Genomic DNA, 21,753 nt, shown 5'->3' with positions numbered 1-21,753 from the left:
CAGAACCCGCAACCTTTTCAGTGATCTTCTAGGGTACGAGTCTGAGGAGCCTGTTGGGTGAACCGGTACCGATGTTGCGCAGGACTCCGGTCGTGGCCCCGTTGACGAGAGCGCTGCGTACGGTCGTCGGACCGGCGGTGGGGTGCGAGGTGAGGTAGACGGCCGCGGCTCCCGCGACATGGGGGGCCGCCATGGAGGTTCCGGAGAGCGTGGCCGTCGCCGTGTCGCTGGTGTGCCAGCCGGCGGTGATCGCCGAGCCGGGGGCGAACATGTCAAGCAGAGAACCGTAGTTGGAGAAACTGGATCTGGAGTCGATCAAGGTGCTGGCCCCCACGGTGAGGGCAGAACTCACTCGGGCGGGCGAGGAGTAGGCGGCGTTCACGTTCGAGTTGCCGGCGGCCACCGCATAGGTGACACCGGAGGCGATGGAGTTCCTCACCGCGGTGTCCAGCGCCGTGCTGGCGCTGGCGCCCAGCGACATGTTGGCGACCGCGGGCCCGACGCGGCGCGAAGTGACCCAGTCGACGCCCGCGATGACGTTGGAGAGGGTGCCGGCCCCGCTGTTGTTCAGCACCCGTACCGACACGATCCTGGTGAGTTTCGCCACGCCGTACGTCCTGCCGGCGACCGTGGTGGCGACGTGCGTTCCGTGGCCGTTGCCGTCGGAGGCGACGAAATCCCGGCCGACGAAGTCGTAGCCGTACCTGGCGCGCCCGGCGATCTCCGTGTGAGTGATGCGCACTCCCGTGTCGATCACGTACACGGTCGCGGATTTGCCCGCCGAATCCGGATAGGTGTACGTCTGGCTGAGCGGAAGGCGGGCCTGGTCGATCCGGTCCAGGCCCCATGGTGGCAAGATCTGGGTTGCGTCGACGTGGACCTTCTGGTCCTGCTCGACGAACGCGACGGCCGGGTCCTCCGCCAGGCTCCTCGCCCCTGAGGCGCCGACACGGACGGCGTAGCCATTGAGTGCGGCGTCGTAGGTCAACCCCACCTTGGCGCCGTACTTGGCCGCCAGTCGTTTACCTTCCGGCGATTTCGCCTTGAACCCGGCGGACTTCTTCAGTACGACGATGTAGCTGTTGCCGACGGAGTTGACGGCATTTTCGTGCAGAATCTTTCCGTCGGCCGGGCTGGCTTTGGCGGGCAGGGCGGTACCGCACCCGATGGCGGCGGCCGCGGCCGCCGCGGCGATCGCCGCGGCGATCCGCCGTCGGGCGGTGAACATCCTTCGCATCCTGAAGAGCCTTCCTCGGGGGACATCTGACGTGCTCGCTGAAGCTGCTGGTCATAGGATGACCAGACGGTTCATCACTAAAATGCCCTCTTGGTTATTTTCACCCTGTATGACTAGTAGTCACCATGAATGGGGTGAACTCTGTGCAGGGCATCTCAAGGGGCTGGCCCCAAAGCCCGATCCGGGAACGATCACTGTGGAGATCGTCCCTTGAAAGACCGCGGTCGCACCCGGCAGGCAGATGAACACCGCGTGCTCGTGGTGGACCAGCCCGCCCGGACCGGCGGTCGTTCCTCCCCTGGCGGTGGCTCCGGACCGCGATCTGCCAGGTCGCCTGTCTGTGGGAGCTGACGATGCAGCGGATCGCAGACGTCTGATTGTCGCCGGGCTTGACCGGGTGGCCGTGTTGGCGTGATGTCCCGCATCCGCTCCCGAGTGGACGGTCCTCGACGTCGCGATCTGGGGCCGCCGACGGCCGGACCGCCCACACCTACGCCACCGGTCACGGCCCTTGTCCCCGACACGACCGCGACCGTCTGCCCATCTTCGAAGAGGTCACGCGCCAGACCGCCTGCACACTCCTCTTCTTCCCGCTCGCCCACATCCTGGTCGGTACTCCCCGAGCGTCAAACCCGACGAACTTCGCCCGGCCTCAGCAGTCCCGGCCTCACCTTCCTCGGCGGCGATCCCGTACCCCTTCGAAAGGACTTACGACAACATGCGTGCCGAGGTCCAGGTGGCCGTGGACTGCGCCAACCTGGCGTCTCCCACGCCGAGCCCCTCCCGCGAGTTCCGGATGGTGGACGCAGGGAGGTAACGGCGGCGTACGCGGCCGAAATTGATGCGCCGCGCGGAAGCTGATCTCCCGCGCAGGCAGGCACGGGAAGCGGCGAACGTCGGTCACCCGAGTGGCGGATCCAGCCGTCAGCGGGGCAGCGCGCCACGTTGCGGGGCTTGGTACGAACGTGGTCACATCTTCCCCGAAAGGCGCTTAAGGAACATTTGGGCGCCACGATTGAGAGGCTGGCCGCCTAGGGCGGTCGGCCCGATTGACACCTGGAGAACCAATGCCTCATCGCATCCTCCGTTCGGCGGCCACCGTGCTGCTGGCTTCCGCACCGCTCGTCGCCGCCGCGCCCGCGCAGGCCGCTCCCCAGCAGGACTTCCCCTGCGACGTCAGCCTCAACACGGTCAGCAACAACGTGATCACTACGGTCAGCGTCGGCGTTGTCTGCGACGAGGAGCGGACCGTCGGTGTGCAGATCGCCGGGGGCGACGGCACCGTGCTCGCGAGCGCCCAGAGGACCGTTGAGGCCGGTGTCCAGGAGAGCTTCACCGTCACCCTGCCCCGGACCCGGGAGATCTGCGCTGCGCTGGAGACCGACGGTGCGACCACCCAGATCGGCAACTGCTGACGGTATTTCCTCGCCGGTACCGGTCTGATGGACACGGCCGCCGCCGCCCATTCCGCGATCCGCAGGTCTGGGTGGACGGCGGCCGTCGGCACGTAGTCGGGCACGCCCCGGCATGGGCATCGACCTGGAAGCGGAGTCGGACTCCGCGGTCCACAAGCCGATCAGCCACGAAGTCGCCCCAGCCGCAGCGTCTCCGGCTCCCCGGACCGTCACCCCGCGGTTGAGGCCGAAGACCTCGCACATAGCCTCGTCCCCGGCGGCCGCGGGAATTTGCTCACCCGACCCGAGCGAAGGCGTCACGCTTCCGGTGACTGGTGCACACGGCATGCGGGCAGGTGCATGCCCGGCGCCGTCTCGGCCAGGGTCTCGCTCAGCACGCTGCGTGCGTGGCGCCGTGTTGTGTCTTGCTCTGCCGGGACAAAGCGACCCGCTGGACTCTGATAACGACGGGTGCCCGTCGTCCCTCCGGTCACGCAGCCGCACGGCCACTCGTCGATCCGGGCGCCCCCCCGCAGCACCCTCCTCTCTCCAGCGGGACGAACTGCTGTGCTTCCGCTCCGCCTTCTCGGAGTAGGGCGTGTCGAGTCCGAAGAGCTACGACAGCACGGCGCCGTCTCCGCTGCCGTACACGCCCCTGTCGTACACGTTCGGCGGCACCATCTCGACCGGTCCCCTCCTCGTCCCGCGCCGGTCAGCAGCGGACCGAGTGGGCTTCGTCACGTCATGACTGGCCATAAACCCTCAGCCTGAGCTCGGGTCGCCAACTCGTCGAGCAACCGGTCGCCCACTGCCGTCCGCCGCGGACCGTACTGACCGACGTCGGGCCTGTGGGGATGGCCGCGCCTCGCACCGCGACGGCATCTTCGAACCGAAGATCGTCAAGAAGCGGCAGAGGTGGCTTGCGGGCGTCGACAAGATGGTGATCTCGCTCGCAGTCACCGGCCTGACGACCGGTGAGGCCGGGCCCACCTGGCCGGTCTCTACAGCCGACGTGTCCCGGCAGACCATCTCGACCATCACCGACAAGGTCCTCGACAGCATGGCCGCATGGCAGGCCGCCGCATGGTCTGCACCACGAACGCGATCGACTCGGTGAACGCCCCGATCCGCCGGGCGGTCAAGCCCGCGGGCACTTCCCGAACTGTGAGGATGAGGCTGCGCTGCTCCGGTCGGTGGCCTGACTCATTCCCTGACTGGCCTTGCTGCCTTGAGTTTTGATCTGTCGACCACGGGGCCGGAGCTGCGGCCGCTGCCGTCGGACCGGCGCGGACGTGTCCAGATGGGAACCTGGCGACAGGCACGCTCACGGTTCAAACAAAGACATCCACGTCGCCGCCATCGTCACCGCTGTCGGCCTCCCGGTGGTCACGGCATCGTTCCCGGCCACGGCCGTCGGCTACGCTGAACTGCTGCGTCGGGCAAGGCGGTTAGTGCAGCTACAGCGTCGGTCTCGCCGCCGCGGAAGACGCTGGTGAACCCGTCGTCGAGGTCCGTCGCCCCGGCGTCCGCCGGTCCGTGGAGGCCGTAAGACGGACCTGTTTGAGCCATCCGCGCGGCGCGGCCCTTGCCACCGCGCACGTCATCCGGCCCCGAAGTCACCGGGAACGCGAGGCGCGCGCTGTCGGCCACCCGGCAGGGCGCTGTGCGCGCCTCCCTCGCAACCGTCAACCAGCTCAAGGCACTGATCGTCTCCGCGCCGGATGGCCTCCGTGCCGAGCTGCGGCGCCTCAGCCGACCGCAGCAGGTCCCGCCTGTGCCGGCCTCCGCGACCGCCCCGTGCTGTCCGCCGAGCGTCGCATGACCATCCGCGCTCTGCGTTCTACTGCCCAGCGCATCCGGCACCTCCAGGCCGAGGCCCTCGAGTGAGAGAACGAACTCCTCCAACCCATCGCCCAACTGACCCCTGAGTTCTTGGTCTTGCTCGGTGTTGGGCCGATCACCGCAGCGTGGATCCTGGTCAGTTGGTCGCATCCGGCCCGGTTCCGTTCAGAGGCCGCCTTCCCCTGCTTCGCCGGCGGCGCGCCGATCCCGGCCTCCTCGAGCCCGACCGACAGACACCGGATGAACCGGGGCGGCGACGGCCGGCTGAACCGGGCGATGCACACGATCACCGTGATCAGGATGCTGCTCCGGTCCTGCCCATGAAGACGTACGCCGCCCGCCGTATCGGCGAGGGCAAGAGCCCCCGCAACCTACGGCGATGCCTGAAGCCCAACGTCTGCTGCCAGATCTTCGAGATCCTCGACTGAAGGAACCAGCATGATGTGCGAGAGCTACCTCATGCGGCTGAACACGGCATGACAGCCTCGGTGGTCCCCAACTGCCGTTGTCGGTGGAGTGTTTGGCCTTGCCGGAGTACCAGAGATCGTTGCCGTTGTCGGCGGCGATTCGGTAGCAACTCGAGGCGCCTCGCCCGCTGTCGGGACCACGACCGACCGAATCCCCCCATCGGGCGCGCATTCGGTCGGTGGTTCGAAATAGAACGGTGATTGAACTCTGTTTGAGCAGCCGGTGTGTCATTACTCCATTGGGTGATGGATGCGGCGTGACCTGGGGGTTTTATCCTTCCTATTACCTGCCCCAGAGGGCCATGTGGATGAAGTTCCGGGGGCACAGGGCTTCCAAGTGGTGCCTGCTTCGGCGTTGAGGCAATATCGGTTCCGTTCTTCCAACCGGGAAGAAACAGAACGGAGATATCAAATGCGCAAGACCATGAAGGTGGGGGCTGCGTCGACCCTCGCGGCGGTGGCTCTCCTCGCGGGTTCCGCCTCGGCCGCCAGCGCCACCGAGGGCGACCACCGGTTCGGGGGCGACGAGCCGGGCATTTCCATCGTCAACGAGAACACGAACACGAACGCCAACACCAACGAGAACACCGCGACCGCCACCGCCACGGTCACCCTCCCGGCCCCGGTCGCGGCCCCCGCCCCCGCTCCGGCTGCGGCGGCTGCCGGCCAGCAGTCCGGTGGCGTTAGCCTCCTTTCCGTCCTGGGCCTGGTGTAGGCGCTGTGACACTGGGCTGAGCCCTATGGAGCCGGCTTGTGATCGTTCGAGGCCAGTTCGGCGGTCACCCGATTCTCTTGGGGACCGTGGCCCGACCTGAAGGCGTCTTTCCCTGGCGGGCGGATGAGGTGACATCCTCATCCGCCGAGGAAGAGGCGCTCCGCTCGAACGGCCGTAAACCTACGGCGAATGCGCTGCATCGGGTCGCGCATATCGCTGCTCGGTCGGTGATTCAACTGGGCAGCGCACCCGTGTTGCGGGGTCTGCAGCCCTTGATCACATCTTCCCGATAGGTATCTAAGAAACATTTAGGTGCCAGAAACTAGGGGCCGATCGCCTATGGCGGTCGGCCCCTAGTGATATCCAGGGGGACGGATGTCTCATCGTATGATCCGGTGGCCGCCGTGCTGCTGGTCTCCTCGTCGCTCGTCGCCGCCCGGCCGTCTCGGGCCGCTCCACGGCAGACCTTCGCCTGACGTCGGCGTCCAGAGGGCTGGCAGTGCCCTGTCGGCCTACGTGTTGGGGCTGGAGTTCGAAGTGAACGCTGATTCGATCCGTTTCCCAGCCCGTCAGTCATCGCTCCATCAGGTGGCCGGCCCGGAGCAGTCTGCGCACTCGGTAATTAATATCAGCTGCAGTGTAGGGCCATGTGGATGAAGTTCCAAGCCTGGGGGCCTTTCAAGTTGTGTGGCCTTGCCTGTCCGGGCAATATCGGTTCCGTTCTTCCAGCGGGGAAGAAACAGAACGGAGATATCAAATGCGCAAGACCATGAAGGTGGGCGCTGCCTCGACCCTCGCGGCGGTGGCTCTTCTCGCGGGTTCCGCCTCGGCTGCCAGCGCCTGTGACGAGAACGAGGGGCGCGAAAACGACGGCGGCATTGTCATCGTCAACGAGAACAACAACAGCAACACCAACACCAACACCAACACCGCCACGGCTACGGTCACGATCGCCACGGACCTCCTGGGACTCTGAACGATGTGAGGCCTTTCGGGCCCGGGTTTTGACCGTTCGACCTCAGTTCGGCGGTCAGGGCCTTTCTCGTCGATTCCCGTGGGGGTCGTGGCCCGACCTGAAAGCGTCTTTCCCTGACGGGCGGATGAGGTGACATCGTCATCCACCGAGGGAGAGGCGCTTTCCATTTCCGAGGGTGCTCATCAACGAAGAACCGCCACGCCGTAGGCGACGCACAACGTAGCGCAGTTCGGAGGGGACATGAGTGACATGGTCATCCTGCCGCGTTGCCCGGAAACGGGGAAGGCGTCATTCCGGGCCGAGAGTGAGGCTCGTGCCTGGCTCATCAGGCAGCCACTGATCCAGAAGATTCCGGACCGGATCTATCGCTGCCCCGGCTGCCGGTACTGGCATTTCACCGGGTCCCATCATCTGACCAGTCGGAAAATCGAGTGGCGACGAAACTACGGCAGGCGTGAAGCCGCTCCCCGGCGCAGCCGAAAGAAGAGGGGCAGTAACTGACGAAAGGGGAATTCCTTTCGTTTCTCCGTGCGCGGAACCGAATCAACACAACACCACGTACAGGATCCGCAGAGCACCGGATGGTCGGCAACTGTGGGCCGTTGAGGGAACACCAGCCGAACGGCTGCGGTACGGGCAGGCCCTGGACCTGTTCCTTCGGGTTCTGAGGCCGACTTTCCCACCTATTCGAGCAGGAAGACGACCAGATTGCGACAGAACCTGAGCAGGGGAATGGTCGTGGCCGCCGCCGCGACAAGTATTTTGTCCCTGTACGGAACCCCAGCGTCCGCGGACTCGCGCTCCGAGGGGACTTCCGGGGTATCGCCCAGCTCACGGTCGGGCCACACCGCCGAGGCTCCGGCGGACACCGCCGCGAACACCGAGGGCAGCTCCACCAACGTGCGCGCCGAGGGCAACCCGTCCCTTCGGTACACCTGGGCCAGCGGCCCGAACTCGCGCGGGTCGAACGGGGCTTCCCCCGACGCCGACCGGCAGCACGGCGATCAAGGCCACAACAGTGGTTTCGGCGACGTCAGGCATGGCCATGACGCCGGCTACGGGGATGACAGCGGTGGTGGTGACGGCGCCGGCCACGGCGATGACAGCGGTGGCGGTGACGGCGCCGGCTACGGGGACGACAGCGGTGGTGGTGACGGCGCCGGCCACGGCGATGACAGCGGTGGCGGTGACGGCGCCGGCTACGGGGACGACAGCGGCGATGGCGACGGCGTTGGCGACGGCGACGACTCGCCCACACTGCCCACGGAGCCGTCGGCATCATCGACCAGCACCGTTCCAGCGGCGACAAAGGCGCCCACGTCGCCGCAGGCGGCCACCTCGACCGCCAAGCTCCCGACGCAGCCTTCCTCGCTCGCTGAGACCGGCAGTGAACAGGAGATGCTCGTGGCTTCGGGGCTCGCCGCGCTGCTGCTGACGAGCGGCGTCATCCTGTACCGACGAGGCCGAGCCGTGTCCCTTCGGTAGGCAGGCTCCACTCGGTAGCGCCCCCTCGGGTGCCGGACGCATCGTGTCCGGCACCCGGACTCGTTCTCGGCCGTGATCACGCCCGGCTAGGTCATGGCTCACCCCGCGTGGAGGGGATACGGAAAGGCAGGCGGCAGCGTACGCGCTGTGACTGCTGCCGATGAGCGGAGACAGGAGCAGCCATGGCCGCACAGCAACGACGGCACAGAAGATGGCCCACGTATGTAGCGGTCGGCATTACCGCGTCGACCGCCCTGGTGCCGGGACCGGGACCCGCCCTGAGCGCCGGGGTGGGAGAGGCCGCCAGGACACCTGTGCCGACGGCGACGGTTACTGGCGAACCGCCCGTGCTGCCCGCATCTCCGGCACCATCCGCCCCGCTTCCTGCCTACGGTGCCTACCTCGACTACTCACCCCGGGGCGTGGCCCTGATGGGGCGGCTCAGCCGGTGGCTGGGCGGCGCCGACCTGCGCGTGGGGCGCACGTATCTGCCGGGTGACCGCTGGAGCAACATCGAGGGTGCCCCCCGCTTCCTGGACTACTGGTCGGCCTGGCGTCGGGAGAGGGCCGACAGGATCCTTGTCCTCAACGTGCCCATGCTGGAACGCAATGAGGAGGACGTCTCCGATGCCGAGGTGCGTGAACTGCTGGGCCGGGGCGCGGCCGGGGCGTTCGACGCGCACTACCGCCGCCTGGCCGAGCGGCTGGTCGAGTTGAGGGTGCCGGACACCGTGCTCGTGCTCGGCTGGGAGATGAACGGCACCACGTACTCCCATCGGTGCGGGCCGGACCCGCAGGCCTGGAAGACGTACTGGAACAGGATCGTCACCACCATGCGCTCCGTCGCGGGCCAGAAGTTCCGGTTCGACTTCGCGCCGAGCCGCGGGCGCGACGCCATTCCCTGGACGGAGTGCTATCCGGGGGACGACACGGTCGACATCATCGGCATGGACGCGTACGACCAGCCACAGGGAATGTCATTCGACGAGCAGGTGTCAGAGCCGTACGGGCTGCAGAAACACGTGGACTTCGCCAGGGAACACGGCAAACCCGTTTCGTATCCGGAGTGGGGTCTGTTCCGCAACGGCGACAACGCGGAGTACATGCGGCGCATGCTCGCCTGGATCGACCAACACAAGCCGCTGTACAACACGCTCACCGACTACTGCCCGCACGGCGTGTGGCGGTGCGGGCGGAACCCGAGGGCGGCCGAGGTGTACCGGTCCGAGCTCTTCGACCGTACCGAGCCCGGGCCGATGCCCGTGCCCAGCCCTGTACCGCTACCGCAGCACACACCGGTGCCGCTGCCCCGTCCGGAGTGCTCACCGCTGGACCTGGGCGACTGGGCCGAGTACTGGCTCGGCAGACGGTTCTGCATCCGCTTCGACTGGGGGTCCCGCGTCCGGTGACCCCCACGATTCGAGGCGGCGGGAGGCTCAGGTCCTGCCGTCGCCCCGTTCCTTCCACCCGCGCACCAGTTCCCTGGCCCGGCTGCGCGCGGCGACCTCGCAGACGACCACCGACAGCAGCGGGGCGGTGCGCCGCCGGGCCAGCAGCAAGCGCTGGTTGACCACGGGCTCGGGGCGCCAGTGGTACTTGTACGGCTCGTCGCCGCGCAGCAGGCTCAGTGTGCGGCGCTCACCGGTGCCGGTGTGCCGGGCACACGTGTCCAGCAGCATCACGGCGATGTTCGCCTTCCGCTCGCGCAGCAGCGGATGGACGCCGTACAGATAGCAGCCCGCCAGAAGCGGAGCCAGCAGCGTCAGGTCGACGGCCACCACCTCGCCGTCCAGCAGGAACTCGGTGACCACGGCGTCGCCCGAGCGCACCAACGGCCCCACCGCGCGGACAAGGTGCGTGGCAAACCGCTTCCGAAGATGCTCCGGCGTCACCCCGCGGTTCTGCCACTGCAGCCGGTGCAGCGTGAGGAGCCGCCGCAGCGCGGCGTCCACCTCATCGGGGGGCACGGTCCGGCGTGTCACGCCCATCGCGGTCAGTTTGCGCAACTGGTACCGCGCCCGTCGGGCCTTCGCCCCGGACAGCCGGGCCACCAACTCCTCCATCGGTACGGCGGGCAGTTCCAGGCAGACCGAGTCGCGGACCCGGCGGCGCGGTCCTCGCCAGAGCTCGTAGACGCGCTCGACCGCGCTGCCCGGCCGTACCTCACGGAAGTCGATCAGCGCGGTGCGGGCGGCCACCGACAGTGCCTCGGCGAGCGCGGCCGCCGCCGGGCCGGCGTGCTCATCGTCGAGCAGCACGTCCCCGAAGTCGGAGATGGCGCCACCCAGCGGGACGAGCCGGGGCAGCGGTTGTCCGACCCGCATCAGCGGTGCGGCCGCACGGAGTTCCCCCTGTTCACCGGGGGCCCCGCCGTCGCGCACCAGCACCAGCCGCAGCCGGCCGGGCCTGCCGTACGACGTCCACCACGAGTGCAGCCAGGCGTGGCTCTGGAAGGGGGTCGCCGCACCGCACCTGCGGTACAGCCGGTCCCAGGCCGGGCCCAGTGCCGCGAATTGCCGGTCGTCGGTGCACAGTTCGACCCGCAGGGTGCCACCGCGGGCCTGCAGCAGCCCGCTCACGGCTGCTCGTGCGCGTCGCCGGCGGTGGCCGGACCGGGCACGACGGCTGGGCGTTCGCCGTCGGCGGCGGGGCGGCGCGGGCGGACCAGCAGCGCGAGGCCGCCCAGCAGGCCGCCCGCGCTCGCGCCTACCAGGCCGGTCAGCACGGGGGGCGCCGAGGACGGTTCGGCGGGCTTGACGGCTCGGGAGAACTGCTGGAGTTCGACTTGCGTGGCGTTCTTGGCGTGATTGGCGTGCCGCGTCAGCGCACGGGTGACCGCGTTGGCCATATCGACGGCGAGATCGGGGCGGCGGGCGGTGGCTGTCACGGCGACCATCGGAGCGTCCGGGGAGGTCGCCGACCGCACGCTCTCGCGCAGCGTCCTCACCGGTACGCCCGCCCACACCTGGGCGTCCCCGAGCACAGCGAGCTGCGTGGCGACCCGGCCGTACACCTGGGCGAAGCCGAGCGCTGCCTGCGGGTCCGACTTCTCGGTCGGTACGGCGACGACGTAGGCCGTGGCCGAGTATGCGGGCGCCGTGAGGGCGCCGTACGCGCCGCCGGTGGCACCTCCGGCGAGGGTGCCGGCCGCGAGCAGGGACCACGCCGGAAGCCTCCTCAGGCGTGGGAACACCGGACGCGTCCGGGCCACGGGTGCCGGGTGTGGCGAGGATTCCGTTGTGGAGGTCGTGGAGGTCATGAGGTGGTCACTTCCCAAGGGGACGGGGATGAGCGGAGACGGTGGCCGCGTACACGTCCATCAGCTGTGCGGTGGTGCGTGTGATGCAGTAGTGGCGGGCGGTGGCGGAGGCAGGGCGGTTCTGCGGGCGAGGCCGCCCGGCCTCGGGCAGGGCGCGGGTCTCGGTCAGAGCGCGGGCGAACGCGTCCGCGCCGCCCCGCACCCGGCGGGCCTCGGTGGCAAGGCGGGGCGGTAGGTCCTCAACGGCCGGGCAGGATGCGTACAGCACCGGCAGTCCCGCCGCCAGGCCCTCCACGACGGCGAGCCCGAACGCCTCCTCGGGGCTCGGTGAGGCCAGTACGTCCATCGCGGAGGTCAGCGCCGGCAGATCGGGACCGGGGGAGCCGTCGGGCACGTACGGCCGCTCGCCCGTGAGCAGCACCCGGTCGGCCACTCCGGCCCGCTGGGCGGCGGCCCGCAGGAGGCTCTCCTGCGGGCCGCCGCCGACCAGCAGCAACCAGCAGTCGACGGGCAGTTGAGCGAGGGCGCCGATCAGCACGCCGAACCGCTTGCCCTCGGTCAGCCGGCCGATGCCGCCGACGACGTACGCGCCCTGTGGCAACCTGAGTTGGCGGCGGGTGCGTTCACGGACGGCCGGGTCGAAGCGGAAGCGGGCCACGTCGATGCCGTTGGGCACGATCCTCATACGCGGTTCGGGTACGCCCCAGCGCCTGAGCCGGTCGGCCACCGCAGCGGAAACCGCGACCGTGACGTGTCCCAGCCGCTCGCCGGCCAGGTACAGCGCGCGCACGCCGGGGCTCAGGGAGCGGCCCTCCATCTGCGTTCGGCCGAGGGAGTGTTCGGTGGCCACCACGGCTCGCACGCCCGCCAGGCGCGCGGCGACCCTGCCGTACACGCAGGCCCGGTAGAGATGGGTGTGTACGAGGTCGTAGCGGCCGGACCGGATCAGACGGACCAGGCGGGCCAGGGCGGACAGGTCGCGGTTACCGGTCATGCCCAGGTGGACGACGCGGACACCATCCGCCGCCAGGCCCTCGGCGACCGGGCCCGGGTTGGTGAGCGTCACGACGTCGCAGTCGGCGGGCAGGTGGCGCAGCAGCAGCCGGAGTTGCTGTTCGGCCCCGCCGACGCCGAGTCCGGTGATGACGTGCAGGGCCTTCAACTCGGGCGTCGCCAAGGGTCACACCCCCTCGACGGGGCGGCGGCGCAGCCGGTGCTTGAGGTACAGCCGCCAGGCCGTGTCGTTCTCACCGAAATGGACGCGGGGGAGGGCGAGGAGGCCGGTCAGGTGGCCGGGGTCGGTGGCGCAGGCGTAGGTGTAGCCGGCTGCCCGTACGGCGTCGACCGCGCGGCGATGGAGCCTCCCGTACGGGTAGCAGAAGCCGTGGACGTCAGCACCGGTCACTTCGGAGAGCAGGGTTCTGCTGTCCCTCACCTCAGCCTGGAGCAGCGCGTCGTCGACCCGGGTCAGGTCGACGTGAGTGAGGCCGTGCGAGCCGATCTCGATGCCCTCGGCGGCGGCGTGCCGGATGCCCTCCGCCGACAGCAGCGGCTTGCGCGGGCCCAGTGGATCCCAGGCGTTGTCGCCGCCGAGCCTGCCTGGCAGCACGAACAAGGTGGCGCCGCAGCCGTGGCGGCGTAGCAGCGGCAGAGCGTGCAAGACGAAGTCGGCGTACCCGTCGTCGAAGGTCAGGCCCACCAGGTCCTGGCCCGCACCCCGGGCGCGCGAGGTGAGCAACTCCCGCACGCCGACGCCGCGCAGGCCTCGACGGCGCAGCCAGCGGAGCTGCCGGTCCAGGCGCCGGGGCGAGACGGTGATGCGGTACGGGTCGTGGGAACAGTCGCCCACGGAGTGGTACATCACCACCCACGGAGATGGGCCGGGGCTGCACAGGGGCCTGCCGGGGAGGAGCGCGGGCTCAGCGGACACGGGCATGCGGAAGCCTCCAAGAGACGGTACGGAGTACGGAGACGAGGCCCTGCTCGCCCGGAGCACGGGCCAGTAGAAGGAAGACGACGGTCACGGCCGCGCTACCGGCCACGAGCCCGAGGCCGGGGGAGCCGATGCGGTTGGTGCACAACCAGCCGGCGCCACAGGCGACCACTGCCGCGCACAGCGGCCTGCCCATCCCTGCCAGCACCCGCCGAGTGCGGATCGGCACGCTGCGCGTCTCCATGCCGTGCAGCAGGAGCAGAGCGGTGAGGGTGATGCCGGCCGCGTTGGCCGCCGCAATCCCCAGCACGCCCCACGAGCCGACCGCCGCCGCGCCGGTCCACGACGTGACGGCGACTCCCGCGGTCATGGCGGCCACCGGGTACCAGGTGGGCCGCCCTGCGGAGAAGTACGACCGGACGAGCGCGCCCACCAGGGCATGGCCGAGCAGCCCGAGCGCGTACACACGCATGACCGCGGCGGTGGCCGAGGTGTCCTGCGTCGTGAACGCGCCCCGCTCGAACAGCAGATGGACGAGTTGCGGGCCACACGCGACGACGGCCGCGGCGCCGAGCAGCACCACGCGGGAGACCACCTTCAGATCGCGCTCAACGCGGTCGCGGGCCCGTTCGGTGTCGCCCTCGGCCAGCGCCCGCGCCACGACCGGAAAGGTGACCGTGCACAGCATCAGGGCGAGCACCATCGGCATCTGGGCCACCTTCTGGGCGTAGTTCAGGTGCGAGATGGCTCCGGAGGGGAGTGTGGAGGCCAGGAACCGCTCGATGAGGACCTGGGACTGGCGGCACAGGGCGAAGAGCACGACAGCGCCGACGAGGGCGAGGCCCATGGCGCGCCGGGACGCCTCTTCGGCTGTCGCGGCGGTCCCCGGGGCCGTTGCCTTGCGGCTCAACTGCCGTACCAGTGAGGGAAGCTGGATGACGACCATGAGCGCGCCGCCCACCGCGACACCGACCGCCGCCGCCCGTACGCCCCAGCGCGCGCCGAGGAGGGACATCGCCGTGATGATGGCGGTGTTGTAGGCGACGTAGATGGCCGCGGGTGCGACGAACCGGCGGTGCGCGCGCAGGGCCGCGCTGCAGTAGCCGGCCAGGCCGAACGTCAGGACGCATGTGGCGGTGAGCCGGGTGCAGTCCACCGCGAATCGCGGGTCCGTCAGCCCCGGTGCCAGAGCCTCCACCAGGTATGGCGCCGCGCAGACGAGCAGCACCGAAACGGCGGCGAACGCCAGCGACAGGCGGGGCAGCGTGGCGCGGACCAGGGCACGCACCGGGTCGCCCGCGCCGTCCCGGGCACGGCGGGCCAGGGCCGCACTGAACGCCGGTACGAGCGCGAAGGCCAGCCCGTCCTCGATCAGCAGCGTCGCCGCGAACTCCGGCACGGTCCAGGCGACCAGGAAGGCGTCCGTCTCGCTCCCGGCCCCGAAGAGGCGGGCCAGTACCTGGTCCCGGCCCAGGCCCAGCACGGCTCCGGCCAGGGAGAGGGCGATCGTGACGAAGGCGGCCCTGGCGAGGAAGCCCTGTGAGACGGGCCTGGCGCCACTGGTGTCCGGGCGGCCGGTGCCGGCACGCGCCGGGGGAACGGTGGCGTCCCCGGCCCGTGGTCGGATGATCGTCATCGTGCCGCAGCCTCCTCGGGGAAGGTCGGGTCGGGACGTGCCAGCGCCCACCACGCCGACAGCCCGAGGCAGACGGCGAAGAGGACGGTCGAGGGTCCGCCGATGTCGGCGTAGGCGAAGCTGACCAGATGCCAGACCAGCAGGCCGCAGGCGATGAGCGCGCAGTCGAGCCCGGGATCCCCCGCTCGCCGGGCCCGGGCCAGCCTGCGCAACCCCAGCACCAGCAGCGCCAGCCAGCTCCCCGCCAGCGTCAGCAGCCCGATCAGCCCCTGCTCGCCCAGCACCAGCAGGTACATGCTGTGCGGTGACAGCAGCGGCTGCTTCCGGTACGCCGCGCCCGCGCCCTCCGTGTCGCTGCCCGACGACAGCGTCAGCGAGGCGTGCCCGTCGCGGTGCTCGGGGAAGCCCTTGAGACCGACGCCCGTCAGAGGTCGCTCGCGCCACATGTCGGCGGCCGCCGCCCACAGGGCGTACCGGTCGGCGACCGACTGGTCCGGGGCGTGGGCGACCTGCCCGATGCTGCTGAGCCGTTCCTGGAGCAGCGCGGAGCCGACACCGAACTGGCCCATGAGGATCACGGTGACGGCGGCCACGACCGCGCCCACCCTGACCGCACGTCGCAGGCCCGCCAGCACCAGTTGCGCCGTACAGGCGAGGACCGTCGCGATCCACGCGCCCCGGCTGAAGGACACCGCCAGCGGCACCACCAGCAGCAGCGCGCACACCAGGGCCCACACCCGTTGCCGTACCGGTGCGGAGCCCAGCGCCAGCCCCACCGCGCACACCAGCCCGAAGGCGACCACGGTCACCATCGCCATGATGTCGTCGGGGCCGTAGGTGCCGACGGCGCGGATCTCCCGGCCCATGTACGAGGCGCCGGTCCCGGTCGCGTACTGGTGCACCCCCACAGCCCCCTGCCACACCGCGAGCCCCACCACCGACCAGGCCAGCAGCCGGACATCGCGCCGGTCGCGGACGAGCAGCAGGACGGCGGCCGGGACGAGCACGAAGATCTGCAGATAGCGCGAGAAGCCCGCGACCGCCGTGCCCGGCACTTCGGCTCCCGCCGCCGCGACCGCGATGCCCACCACGGGCATGCCCAGGACCACGGCGGCGGTGGGCGACAGGGGGCGTCGCCGGTGGTACAGAAGACGTACGGCGCAACACAGTACGACAGCACCGGAGGCGGCGTCGGCGAGGGTCGCGCCGCCTTCGTGGCCAGGCGCGTCGGGCAGCGCCAGCAGGACGATCACCGCGACCACCGGCAGGACGGGGGTCAGCGCGCGCGTGGCGGTCAGGGTGCGTGCGTGGCTCACCGGTGTTCAGCTCCCCGTCGGCCGGACCAGCGCGGCGGCGGTGCGCAGCAGGATGCAGACGTCCTGCCACAGCGACCAGTCGTCGATGTACGCGTTGTCGAACCGGGCGCGGTCCTCGATGGAGGTGTCGCCGCGCAGCCCGTGGATCTGGGCGAGCCCGGTGAGACCGGTCCGCATGCGGTGGCGGGCGGCGTAACCGGGGTAGGTTCGGCTGAACACGGCGACGAAGTAGGGCCGTTCGGGGCGCGGCCCGACCAGGGTCATATCGCCCCGGAAGACATTCCACAGCTGGGGCAGCTCGTCGAGCGAGGTGCGGCGCAGGAAGCGGCAGAAGCGGCTCATGTTCCGCTCGTCCGCCACGCTCCAGCGGGTCGCCGCCTCGTGCGGGTCGGCCGGACGATGGGTGCGGAACTTCAGCAGCGTGAAGGGGCGGCCGTCCCTGCCGACGCGCTTCTGGCGGAAGACGACCTCGGGCCCGTCGCTGACCCGCAGCACGACCGCGCAGACCAGCAGCACCGGGCCGGCGAGGACGAGCAGGATCCCGGAGACGAGGAAGTCGAGGACTCGCTTGGCGGGGCTGTCGGGGCGTCGCCCGACATCCAGGCGACGGCAGGAGAAGCCCGCGATCCGCTCGTGCCGGGACCGGCGGCGGGGCGTCCGTCCGACCTCGTCGTACGCCGGGTCCCCGGCCCGGTCGCACGCCGGTACGTCCGCGTCGACCTCCCAGAGCACGCAGCCCGCCTCGACCAACTTACGCAGCAGCGCGGCGTGTTCGCCTGCGGGGCCCACGGTGAGCACGGCCCGCACGTTGTTCTGGATGACGGCCCGCTGCGCCTCCTCGTCCGTGCTGAGCACCGGCAGCCCCTCGCCGTCGGCCCCGCCGTCGGACAGGACGCCGACCGGCCTGAGGCCGCACCCTGGGTGGCGCAGGAAGGCGGCGGCCACTCGCGGGGCGATGGCGGCCGGGCCGACGACGAGGGCCGCGGCGGGACGGCGGGCCAGCGTCCGGCGGCGGTGCCAGTGCACCGCGCCGCGGCCCGCCCAGCTCGCCGCCGACTGCAGGACGCAGCCGGTCAGCAGCGTACGGACGGACAGGGCGTGTGCGGGGGAGAGCGCCGCGACCATGGCCGCGAGCGCGCACCAGCTCACCGCGATCCGTGTGCAGACGGCGGGGAGTTCGTCGAGGACGGCGGGTACGGCGGCGGGGCGGTACAAAGCCGCCCGGGCGTTCAGACAGAGGACGGCGAGCAGCAGGGGCGCGGTCACCAGGGGATGCGGGAGTGCGGGGGCGGCGGTGAGCGCGGCGGCCGCGTCCGCGGCGAGCAGGGGCAGCACGACAGTGCGCCGCCTGGCGGTCCGCCGCCCGGCGGGGAGCCGCAAGCCGCCGGCGGCGCCGCGCGGGTGGATGACCGAGACGGGCGGGAATCCCTGCTCCGGTGGCAGGCCACCGGGGGGAGGGACGGTACGTTCGGCGGTCACGAGCGGATCGACTCCCTGCACTCGGTGGGTTCCGCGCGGTGGGCCACCGTGCGCCGGGCGCCGAGCAGTTCGCGGTAGAGGTCCGCGACCGCCTCGGCCGAGCGCCGCACGTCGTGCGCGGCCGATACGTGGCGGCGCCCCTGGGCTCCGATCGACTCGCGCAGCAGCGGGTCGAGCAGCATCCTGGTGAGCGCGTCGGCCAGCGGGCCCGGTCGGCCCGGGGGCACCAGACAGTGCGTTGTGTGACCGGGCGGCAGGCTCTCGCGTGCACCGGCCACGTCCGTGACCACCACGGGACGCTCGCACGCCATCGCCTCCAGAGGGGCGAGCGCCATGCCTTCCCAACGGGACGGCAGCACCACCAGGTCGGCGGCTTGGTACCAGGGGACGACATCGGTGACGGCCCCGGTGAACAGCACGCCCTCGGGCGCGCGGTGCCGTAGCGGCCGCTCCTGCGGCCCGTCCCCGACGAGCGCCAGCCGGGCTCCGGGCACCCGTCGCAACACCGAGGGCCACGCCTCGAGCAGCACGTCCTGCCCTTTCTGCCGGCACAGCCGCCCCACGCAGACCACCAGCAAAGCGGCCGGATCAAGGTCGGCGAGCGGGGCCAGGTCCGGGCGTACGGCGGCGACGGCGGTGGGGTGGAAACGCACCGGATCGATGCCGTTGGGGATCACCCGCCAGTGGGCGCGCACTCCAGCGCCCTGGCCTCGCGCCTGCTCGGCCCTGCTGACGCACACCACGCGGCTGGTCCAGCGCGCCGCCCACCGTTCCCACGCCGTGGCGACCGCCGCGGTAACGCCGTGGACCGCCTCGAACGACCAGGCGTGCGGCTGGAACACCGTCGGGATCCGCCCCCGCACCGCCAGCCGGGCGGCGAGCCCGGCCTTGGCGCTGTGCGCGTGCACAACGTCGGGCCGGACCGCCTTGACGACGTGCGCGAGCCGGCGGATCTCACCGGGAAGCGACGGACCCGGCGACCGTGTGGCGGGCCAGTGCCGTACATACGCGCCGAGCTCCCGCAGTACCTGCCCCAGGCCGCTGTCGGGACACGCGACCGTGACGTCGAAACCGGCCGCGTGCTGCGCACGCACCAGGTCGGTGACCACGCGGGCGACGCCGCCGTCCACCGGCTGGGTGACGTGGAGGACGCGCGGCGCGGCCCCGCGTCGCGTCGCGCCGTACGACGGTCCGGAAGACCAGCTGGTCATCACCGTGCGAGATGGCCTGGAAGGGGCCCGTCAGGATCTGACGCACCGCCAGGCAGGAGGATCCCCCTGGGCGTCGTGGTGGAAAAACCTCGGGAGTGACGCATGGCCGGCATTGCTCCTTCACGGAAACATCAGGTTGTCGGTTGGTTTGACACGTCACCCTATCCTGGCATTACGGGCATATGGGACAAGAAGGGCATGGGTGTTGAGGTGTCATCACCTCGCATCAGGCGCACCTTCCGGCTGTGGTTGGTCCCGGTCGGGAACGCTTCCCCTGCTGCTTCTCGCGAAGGGTCCGCCCTGATGTCGCCGTCGGCTCCTTCGTCGGGCCGCCCTCCGGGTGCGGGACGAGGCGGGGAATGCAGGCTTTGTGTCGAATGTGGAGGGGGCGTCCCTGCGGCACGTCTGGGCCGGCGACGAACGTGGATGCCCTGATCAGGGCCGCCGCGTCCGGCAACCCGGCCGGCGTCGCGCGCGATGGCGGCCTTGGCGCAGGGGGTGGTTGCCACCGTCTCCGCAACCTGGGCGACCTGCCGGGTCCCGTTGTGTCCGGCCTGCCGAGCCCGCTGCCTTCCTGAGTACGGGCAGGTGTGTCTGAGGCGAGGGAGGCGCACGGCCCTGGATCTCGTACGGCCCCGCGGCGGGCCGGTACGACGGCTCTCTTTTCGACGGCCGGACCAGGTCTTTGCCTTGCTCACGCAAGGATGAGAAGGGCGGATGAGACATGCCCTTCGTTCGGGTGATCCTCCGGGTGAGTCGCTGCGATTTTCTGCGTACGGGGTTTCCGCTCAGTCCGCGGCTCGTTGAAGGTGGTGAAGTGATTCCCCCTGATGACTTTCGAGTCGCCGCAGAAAGGAACACGATGGCGCCGTCGTTGTCGAGTGCCTGGTCGTGGCCGGTGCCGCCGCTCTCGATGCACCGAAGGTCAAGGCCGTTGGCCTCACCGGAGAGGTGACTTCAAGGTCACGAAGCGTGTCGACCAGCGGCTGGCGGACTATCAGCCGGAGGTGCTCGACACGGAGAACAAGGGTTTCCTGCCAGCACTCTCAAGAAGGCGAAGATGCTGGCCCCCGAACTGTAGGCGCAGGGCTGAGCGGTATCCCCGGGCCGATCCCACCGCACATGGAATCGGCCTGTCGAGCGCGTATCACGTAGACCGCCCCTCAGGGCGAGGAGGAGACAGGCATTGCCGACCGGCAAACCACCGCAGCCACCACCAGTGCGCCCCGCGGCACCCACGACGGCCCCACCCGCGGCTGCCGACTCCGCGGTCGGCTCCGCGCGCCCTGCAGCGAAGTCGCCCACCGCCCACCCCCCCGGAGCCACGGCGCGACGCCGGGTGCTGCGGGGGCTGTTGGCATCGGCGTCCGCAGTGGCTCTCGCCCCGAGCCTGGTGGCTTCGGGTGCGGCCCCAAGAGCGTCGGGACCGGCGGGGAAGGCGCCGGGCCCGGCCGGAGACGACGAACGGTTCGACGAGACGTATCGCGGCCACCTCATCGTCGGTGTCAGGTATGACGCCGAGCGGCCCGTGGAGGACGGCCCGAGCGCGTGGCACGTCACCGTGGACGGGCGGCAACTGCATTTGATGCGCCGGGCGGACGGCAGCTGGATGAGCATGGTCGACCACTATCAGTCGTATGCGACCCCACTCGCCGCCGCACGTGCGGCCGTCGATGAACTCGGCCCCGTCGCACGGCTGGGTGCGCCGGGTGACAGGAGCAGTCGCGCGGAGGACAGTCGTACGCCGAGTGGGGCGAGGGGAACCGAGAGGGAGCATCGACATGGTGTACACCCGTAAGGACGTCAGCACACTCACGCCTTCCGAACGGCGCCGCTTCGTCAACGCGCTGCTGGAGGTCAAACGCCGGGGCGAGTACGACGAGTTCGTGCGCACGCACATCGAGTACTACGCCCCCGACGGCGAGCGCGGGCTGCGCGTAGCCCACATGGCGCCTTCCTTCCTGCCCTGGCACCGCAGGTTCCTGCTGGACCTGGAGAGCAGGCTACGCCGCGTGGACGAGTCGGTGACCCTGCCGTATTGGGACTGGACGCGCAACCGCACGCCGACGGCCGTACCGTGGACCGACGACCTGCTCGGCGGCACCGGGCGGCGTTCCGACCGCCAGGTCATGACCGGCCCCTTCGCCTATCGCTACGGCCAGTGGACCATCAAAGAGGCAATCACCGACGCCGAGTACCTCATGCGTGACCTGGGCCGCTCCAGGGACCCGATCGCGCTGCCCACAGCCGGGGATCTGAAGGAGACCCTCGCCGATCCGGTCTACGACACGGCCCCCTGGAACTCCACGTCCACCAGAGGGTTCCGCAACAAGCTGGAGGGGTGGGGGTCGGGGCGCGGTGCCGTGTCGTGGCGCAACCACAACCGCGTCCATCGATGGGTCGGCGGCCACATGATGGGCGGCGCCTCCGTCAACGACCCCGTCTTCTGGATGCACCACGCCTTCGTCGACCTGGTGTGGTCCCGCTGGCAGCGGCGGCACCGGGACGCCCGCTATCTCCCCGCGAAGCAGCCCGCCCCGGGAGACGCCCAAAGAGGCCAGGTCATCGCGCGGCACGAGAGGATGCCGCCGTGGGACGTCACCCCGGAGGAACTGGAAGACATCAGCCGGATCTATCGGTACGAGTAGCACGCACGGACGCCTGCGGGAGATCCGATACGGGGAGCACCTCGAAGCGTCCACCGATGACTTAGAGGTCCTAACAGAAGCTGTTGATCATGTGACTGTCGTCCTGGTTGCTCGTTGGTTTGTCGTGGGGAAGAGGGAGTCACGGCCGTGGATCG

At 70.2% G+C, this 21,753-nt stretch carries 18 protein-coding genes; 9 read left to right on the top strand and 9 right to left on the bottom strand.

Annotated elements, in window-relative coordinates:
• Positions 1-28: 28 nt before the first annotated feature.
• On the bottom strand, positions 29-1,228 hold the full coding sequence (locus ACF1A1_RS19090; protein ID WP_392001183.1) for a S8 family peptidase: 1,200 nt from the start codon (positions 1,226-1,228) through the stop codon (positions 29-31).
• A 1,076-nt stretch (positions 1,229-2,304) separates the two neighbouring features.
• Between ACF1A1_RS19090 and ACF1A1_RS19085 the strand changes: the two genes are divergently transcribed.
• From ACF1A1_RS19085 to ACF1A1_RS19055, 7 genes are all read left to right on the top strand, one after another.
• Entirely contained in the window at positions 2,305-2,652 is a 348-nt protein-coding gene (locus tag ACF1A1_RS19085; RefSeq protein WP_392001182.1) for a hypothetical protein, read from the top strand.
• A 727-nt stretch (positions 2,653-3,379) separates the two neighbouring features.
• The gene (locus ACF1A1_RS19080; RefSeq protein WP_392001586.1) at positions 3,380-3,748 is read left to right on the top strand and encodes a transposase; all 369 of its coding nucleotides are present in this window, start codon (positions 3,380-3,382) and stop codon (positions 3,746-3,748) included.
• Positions 3,749-4,563: 815 nt separating this feature from the next.
• Positions 4,564-4,797: a transposase gene (locus ACF1A1_RS19075; RefSeq protein ID WP_392001181.1), complete on the top strand. Its 234-nt coding sequence runs from the start codon at positions 4,564-4,566 to the stop codon at positions 4,795-4,797.
• A 555-nt stretch (positions 4,798-5,352) separates the two neighbouring features.
• On the top strand, positions 5,353-5,655 hold the full coding sequence (locus ACF1A1_RS19070; protein WP_392001180.1) for a hypothetical protein: 303 nt from the start codon (positions 5,353-5,355) through the stop codon (positions 5,653-5,655).
• Positions 5,656-6,412: 757 nt separating this feature from the next.
• Positions 6,413-6,631, top strand: coding sequence for a hypothetical protein (locus ACF1A1_RS19065; RefSeq protein ID WP_392001178.1), 219 nt, complete (start codon positions 6,413-6,415; stop codon positions 6,629-6,631).
• Between the two features lie 738 nt (positions 6,632-7,369).
• On the top strand, positions 7,370-8,116 hold the full coding sequence (locus ACF1A1_RS19060) for an LPXTG cell wall anchor domain-containing protein (RefSeq protein WP_392001176.1): 747 nt from the start codon (positions 7,370-7,372) through the stop codon (positions 8,114-8,116).
• A gap of 182 nt (positions 8,117-8,298) precedes the next feature.
• Positions 8,299-9,525 carry a glycoside hydrolase family 26 protein gene (locus ACF1A1_RS19055; RefSeq protein WP_392001175.1) on the top strand — a complete coding sequence of 409 codons (1,227 nt, stop codon included), beginning with the start codon at positions 8,299-8,301 and terminating at the stop codon, positions 9,523-9,525.
• Between the two features lie 27 nt (positions 9,526-9,552).
• On the opposite strand, the gene ACF1A1_RS19050 is transcribed toward ACF1A1_RS19055, so the two are convergent.
• The 8 genes from ACF1A1_RS19050 to ACF1A1_RS19015 are packed head-to-tail and all read right to left on the bottom strand — an operon-like array spanning position 9,553 to position 18,950.
• Positions 9,553-10,695 (bottom strand): GNAT family N-acetyltransferase, encoded by a 1,143-nt coding sequence (locus tag ACF1A1_RS19050; protein WP_392001174.1) that lies wholly within the window; start codon positions 10,693-10,695, stop codon positions 9,553-9,555.
• Positions 10,692-11,375, bottom strand: a complete 684-nt coding sequence (locus ACF1A1_RS19045) for a lipopolysaccharide biosynthesis protein (RefSeq protein ID WP_392001172.1) — start codon at positions 11,373-11,375, stop codon at positions 10,692-10,694. Before ACF1A1_RS19045 ends, ACF1A1_RS19050 begins: the two co-directional genes overlap by 4 nt.
• A gap of 7 nt (positions 11,376-11,382) precedes the next feature.
• Positions 11,383-12,537, bottom strand: a complete 1,155-nt coding sequence (locus ACF1A1_RS19040; RefSeq protein WP_392001585.1) for a glycosyltransferase — start codon at positions 12,535-12,537, stop codon at positions 11,383-11,385.
• Between the two features lie 18 nt (positions 12,538-12,555).
• Positions 12,556-13,311, bottom strand: coding sequence for a polysaccharide deacetylase family protein (locus tag ACF1A1_RS19035; RefSeq protein ID WP_392001170.1), 756 nt, complete (start codon positions 13,309-13,311; stop codon positions 12,556-12,558).
• Complete coding sequence (gene murJ, locus ACF1A1_RS19030) at positions 13,295-14,944, bottom strand: murein biosynthesis integral membrane protein MurJ (protein ID WP_392001169.1); 1,650 nt, start codon at positions 14,942-14,944, stop codon at positions 13,295-13,297. Before murJ ends, ACF1A1_RS19035 begins: the two co-directional genes overlap by 17 nt.
• Positions 14,941-16,260: an O-antigen ligase family protein gene (locus ACF1A1_RS19025; RefSeq protein ID WP_392001167.1), complete on the bottom strand. Its 1,320-nt coding sequence runs from the start codon at positions 16,258-16,260 to the stop codon at positions 14,941-14,943. The genes murJ and ACF1A1_RS19025 overlap by 4 nt, the downstream gene beginning before the upstream one ends.
• 6 nt (positions 16,261-16,266) lie before the next feature.
• A complete protein-coding gene (locus ACF1A1_RS19020; RefSeq protein WP_392001166.1) occupies positions 16,267-17,739 on the bottom strand; it encodes a sugar transferase in 1,473 nt (490 codons plus the stop codon).
• Positions 17,736-18,950 carry a glycosyltransferase gene (locus tag ACF1A1_RS19015; protein ID WP_392001165.1) on the bottom strand — a complete coding sequence of 405 codons (1,215 nt, stop codon included), beginning with the start codon at positions 18,948-18,950 and terminating at the stop codon, positions 17,736-17,738. Before ACF1A1_RS19015 ends, ACF1A1_RS19020 begins: the two co-directional genes overlap by 4 nt.
• Positions 18,951-20,169: 1,219 nt before the next feature.
• On the opposite strand from ACF1A1_RS19015, the gene ACF1A1_RS19010 reads away from it, so the two are divergent.
• Together ACF1A1_RS19010 and ACF1A1_RS19005 are read left to right on the top strand one after the other, a co-directional pair.
• Entirely contained in the window at positions 20,170-20,748 is a 579-nt protein-coding gene (locus tag ACF1A1_RS19010) for a tyrosinase family oxidase copper chaperone (protein ID WP_392001163.1), read from the top strand.
• Positions 20,732-21,598, top strand: coding sequence for a tyrosinase family protein (locus tag ACF1A1_RS19005; protein WP_392001161.1), 867 nt, complete (start codon positions 20,732-20,734; stop codon positions 21,596-21,598). The genes ACF1A1_RS19010 and ACF1A1_RS19005 overlap by 17 nt, the downstream gene beginning before the upstream one ends.
• Positions 21,599-21,753: the final 155 nt, after the last annotated feature.

The sequence above is a fragment of the Streptomyces sp. NPDC014995 genome, assembly GCF_043080745.1.
Lineage (GTDB): Bacteria > Actinomycetota > Actinomycetes > Streptomycetales > Streptomycetaceae > Streptomyces.
This window is presented reverse-complemented; position numbering and strand designations above follow the sequence as displayed.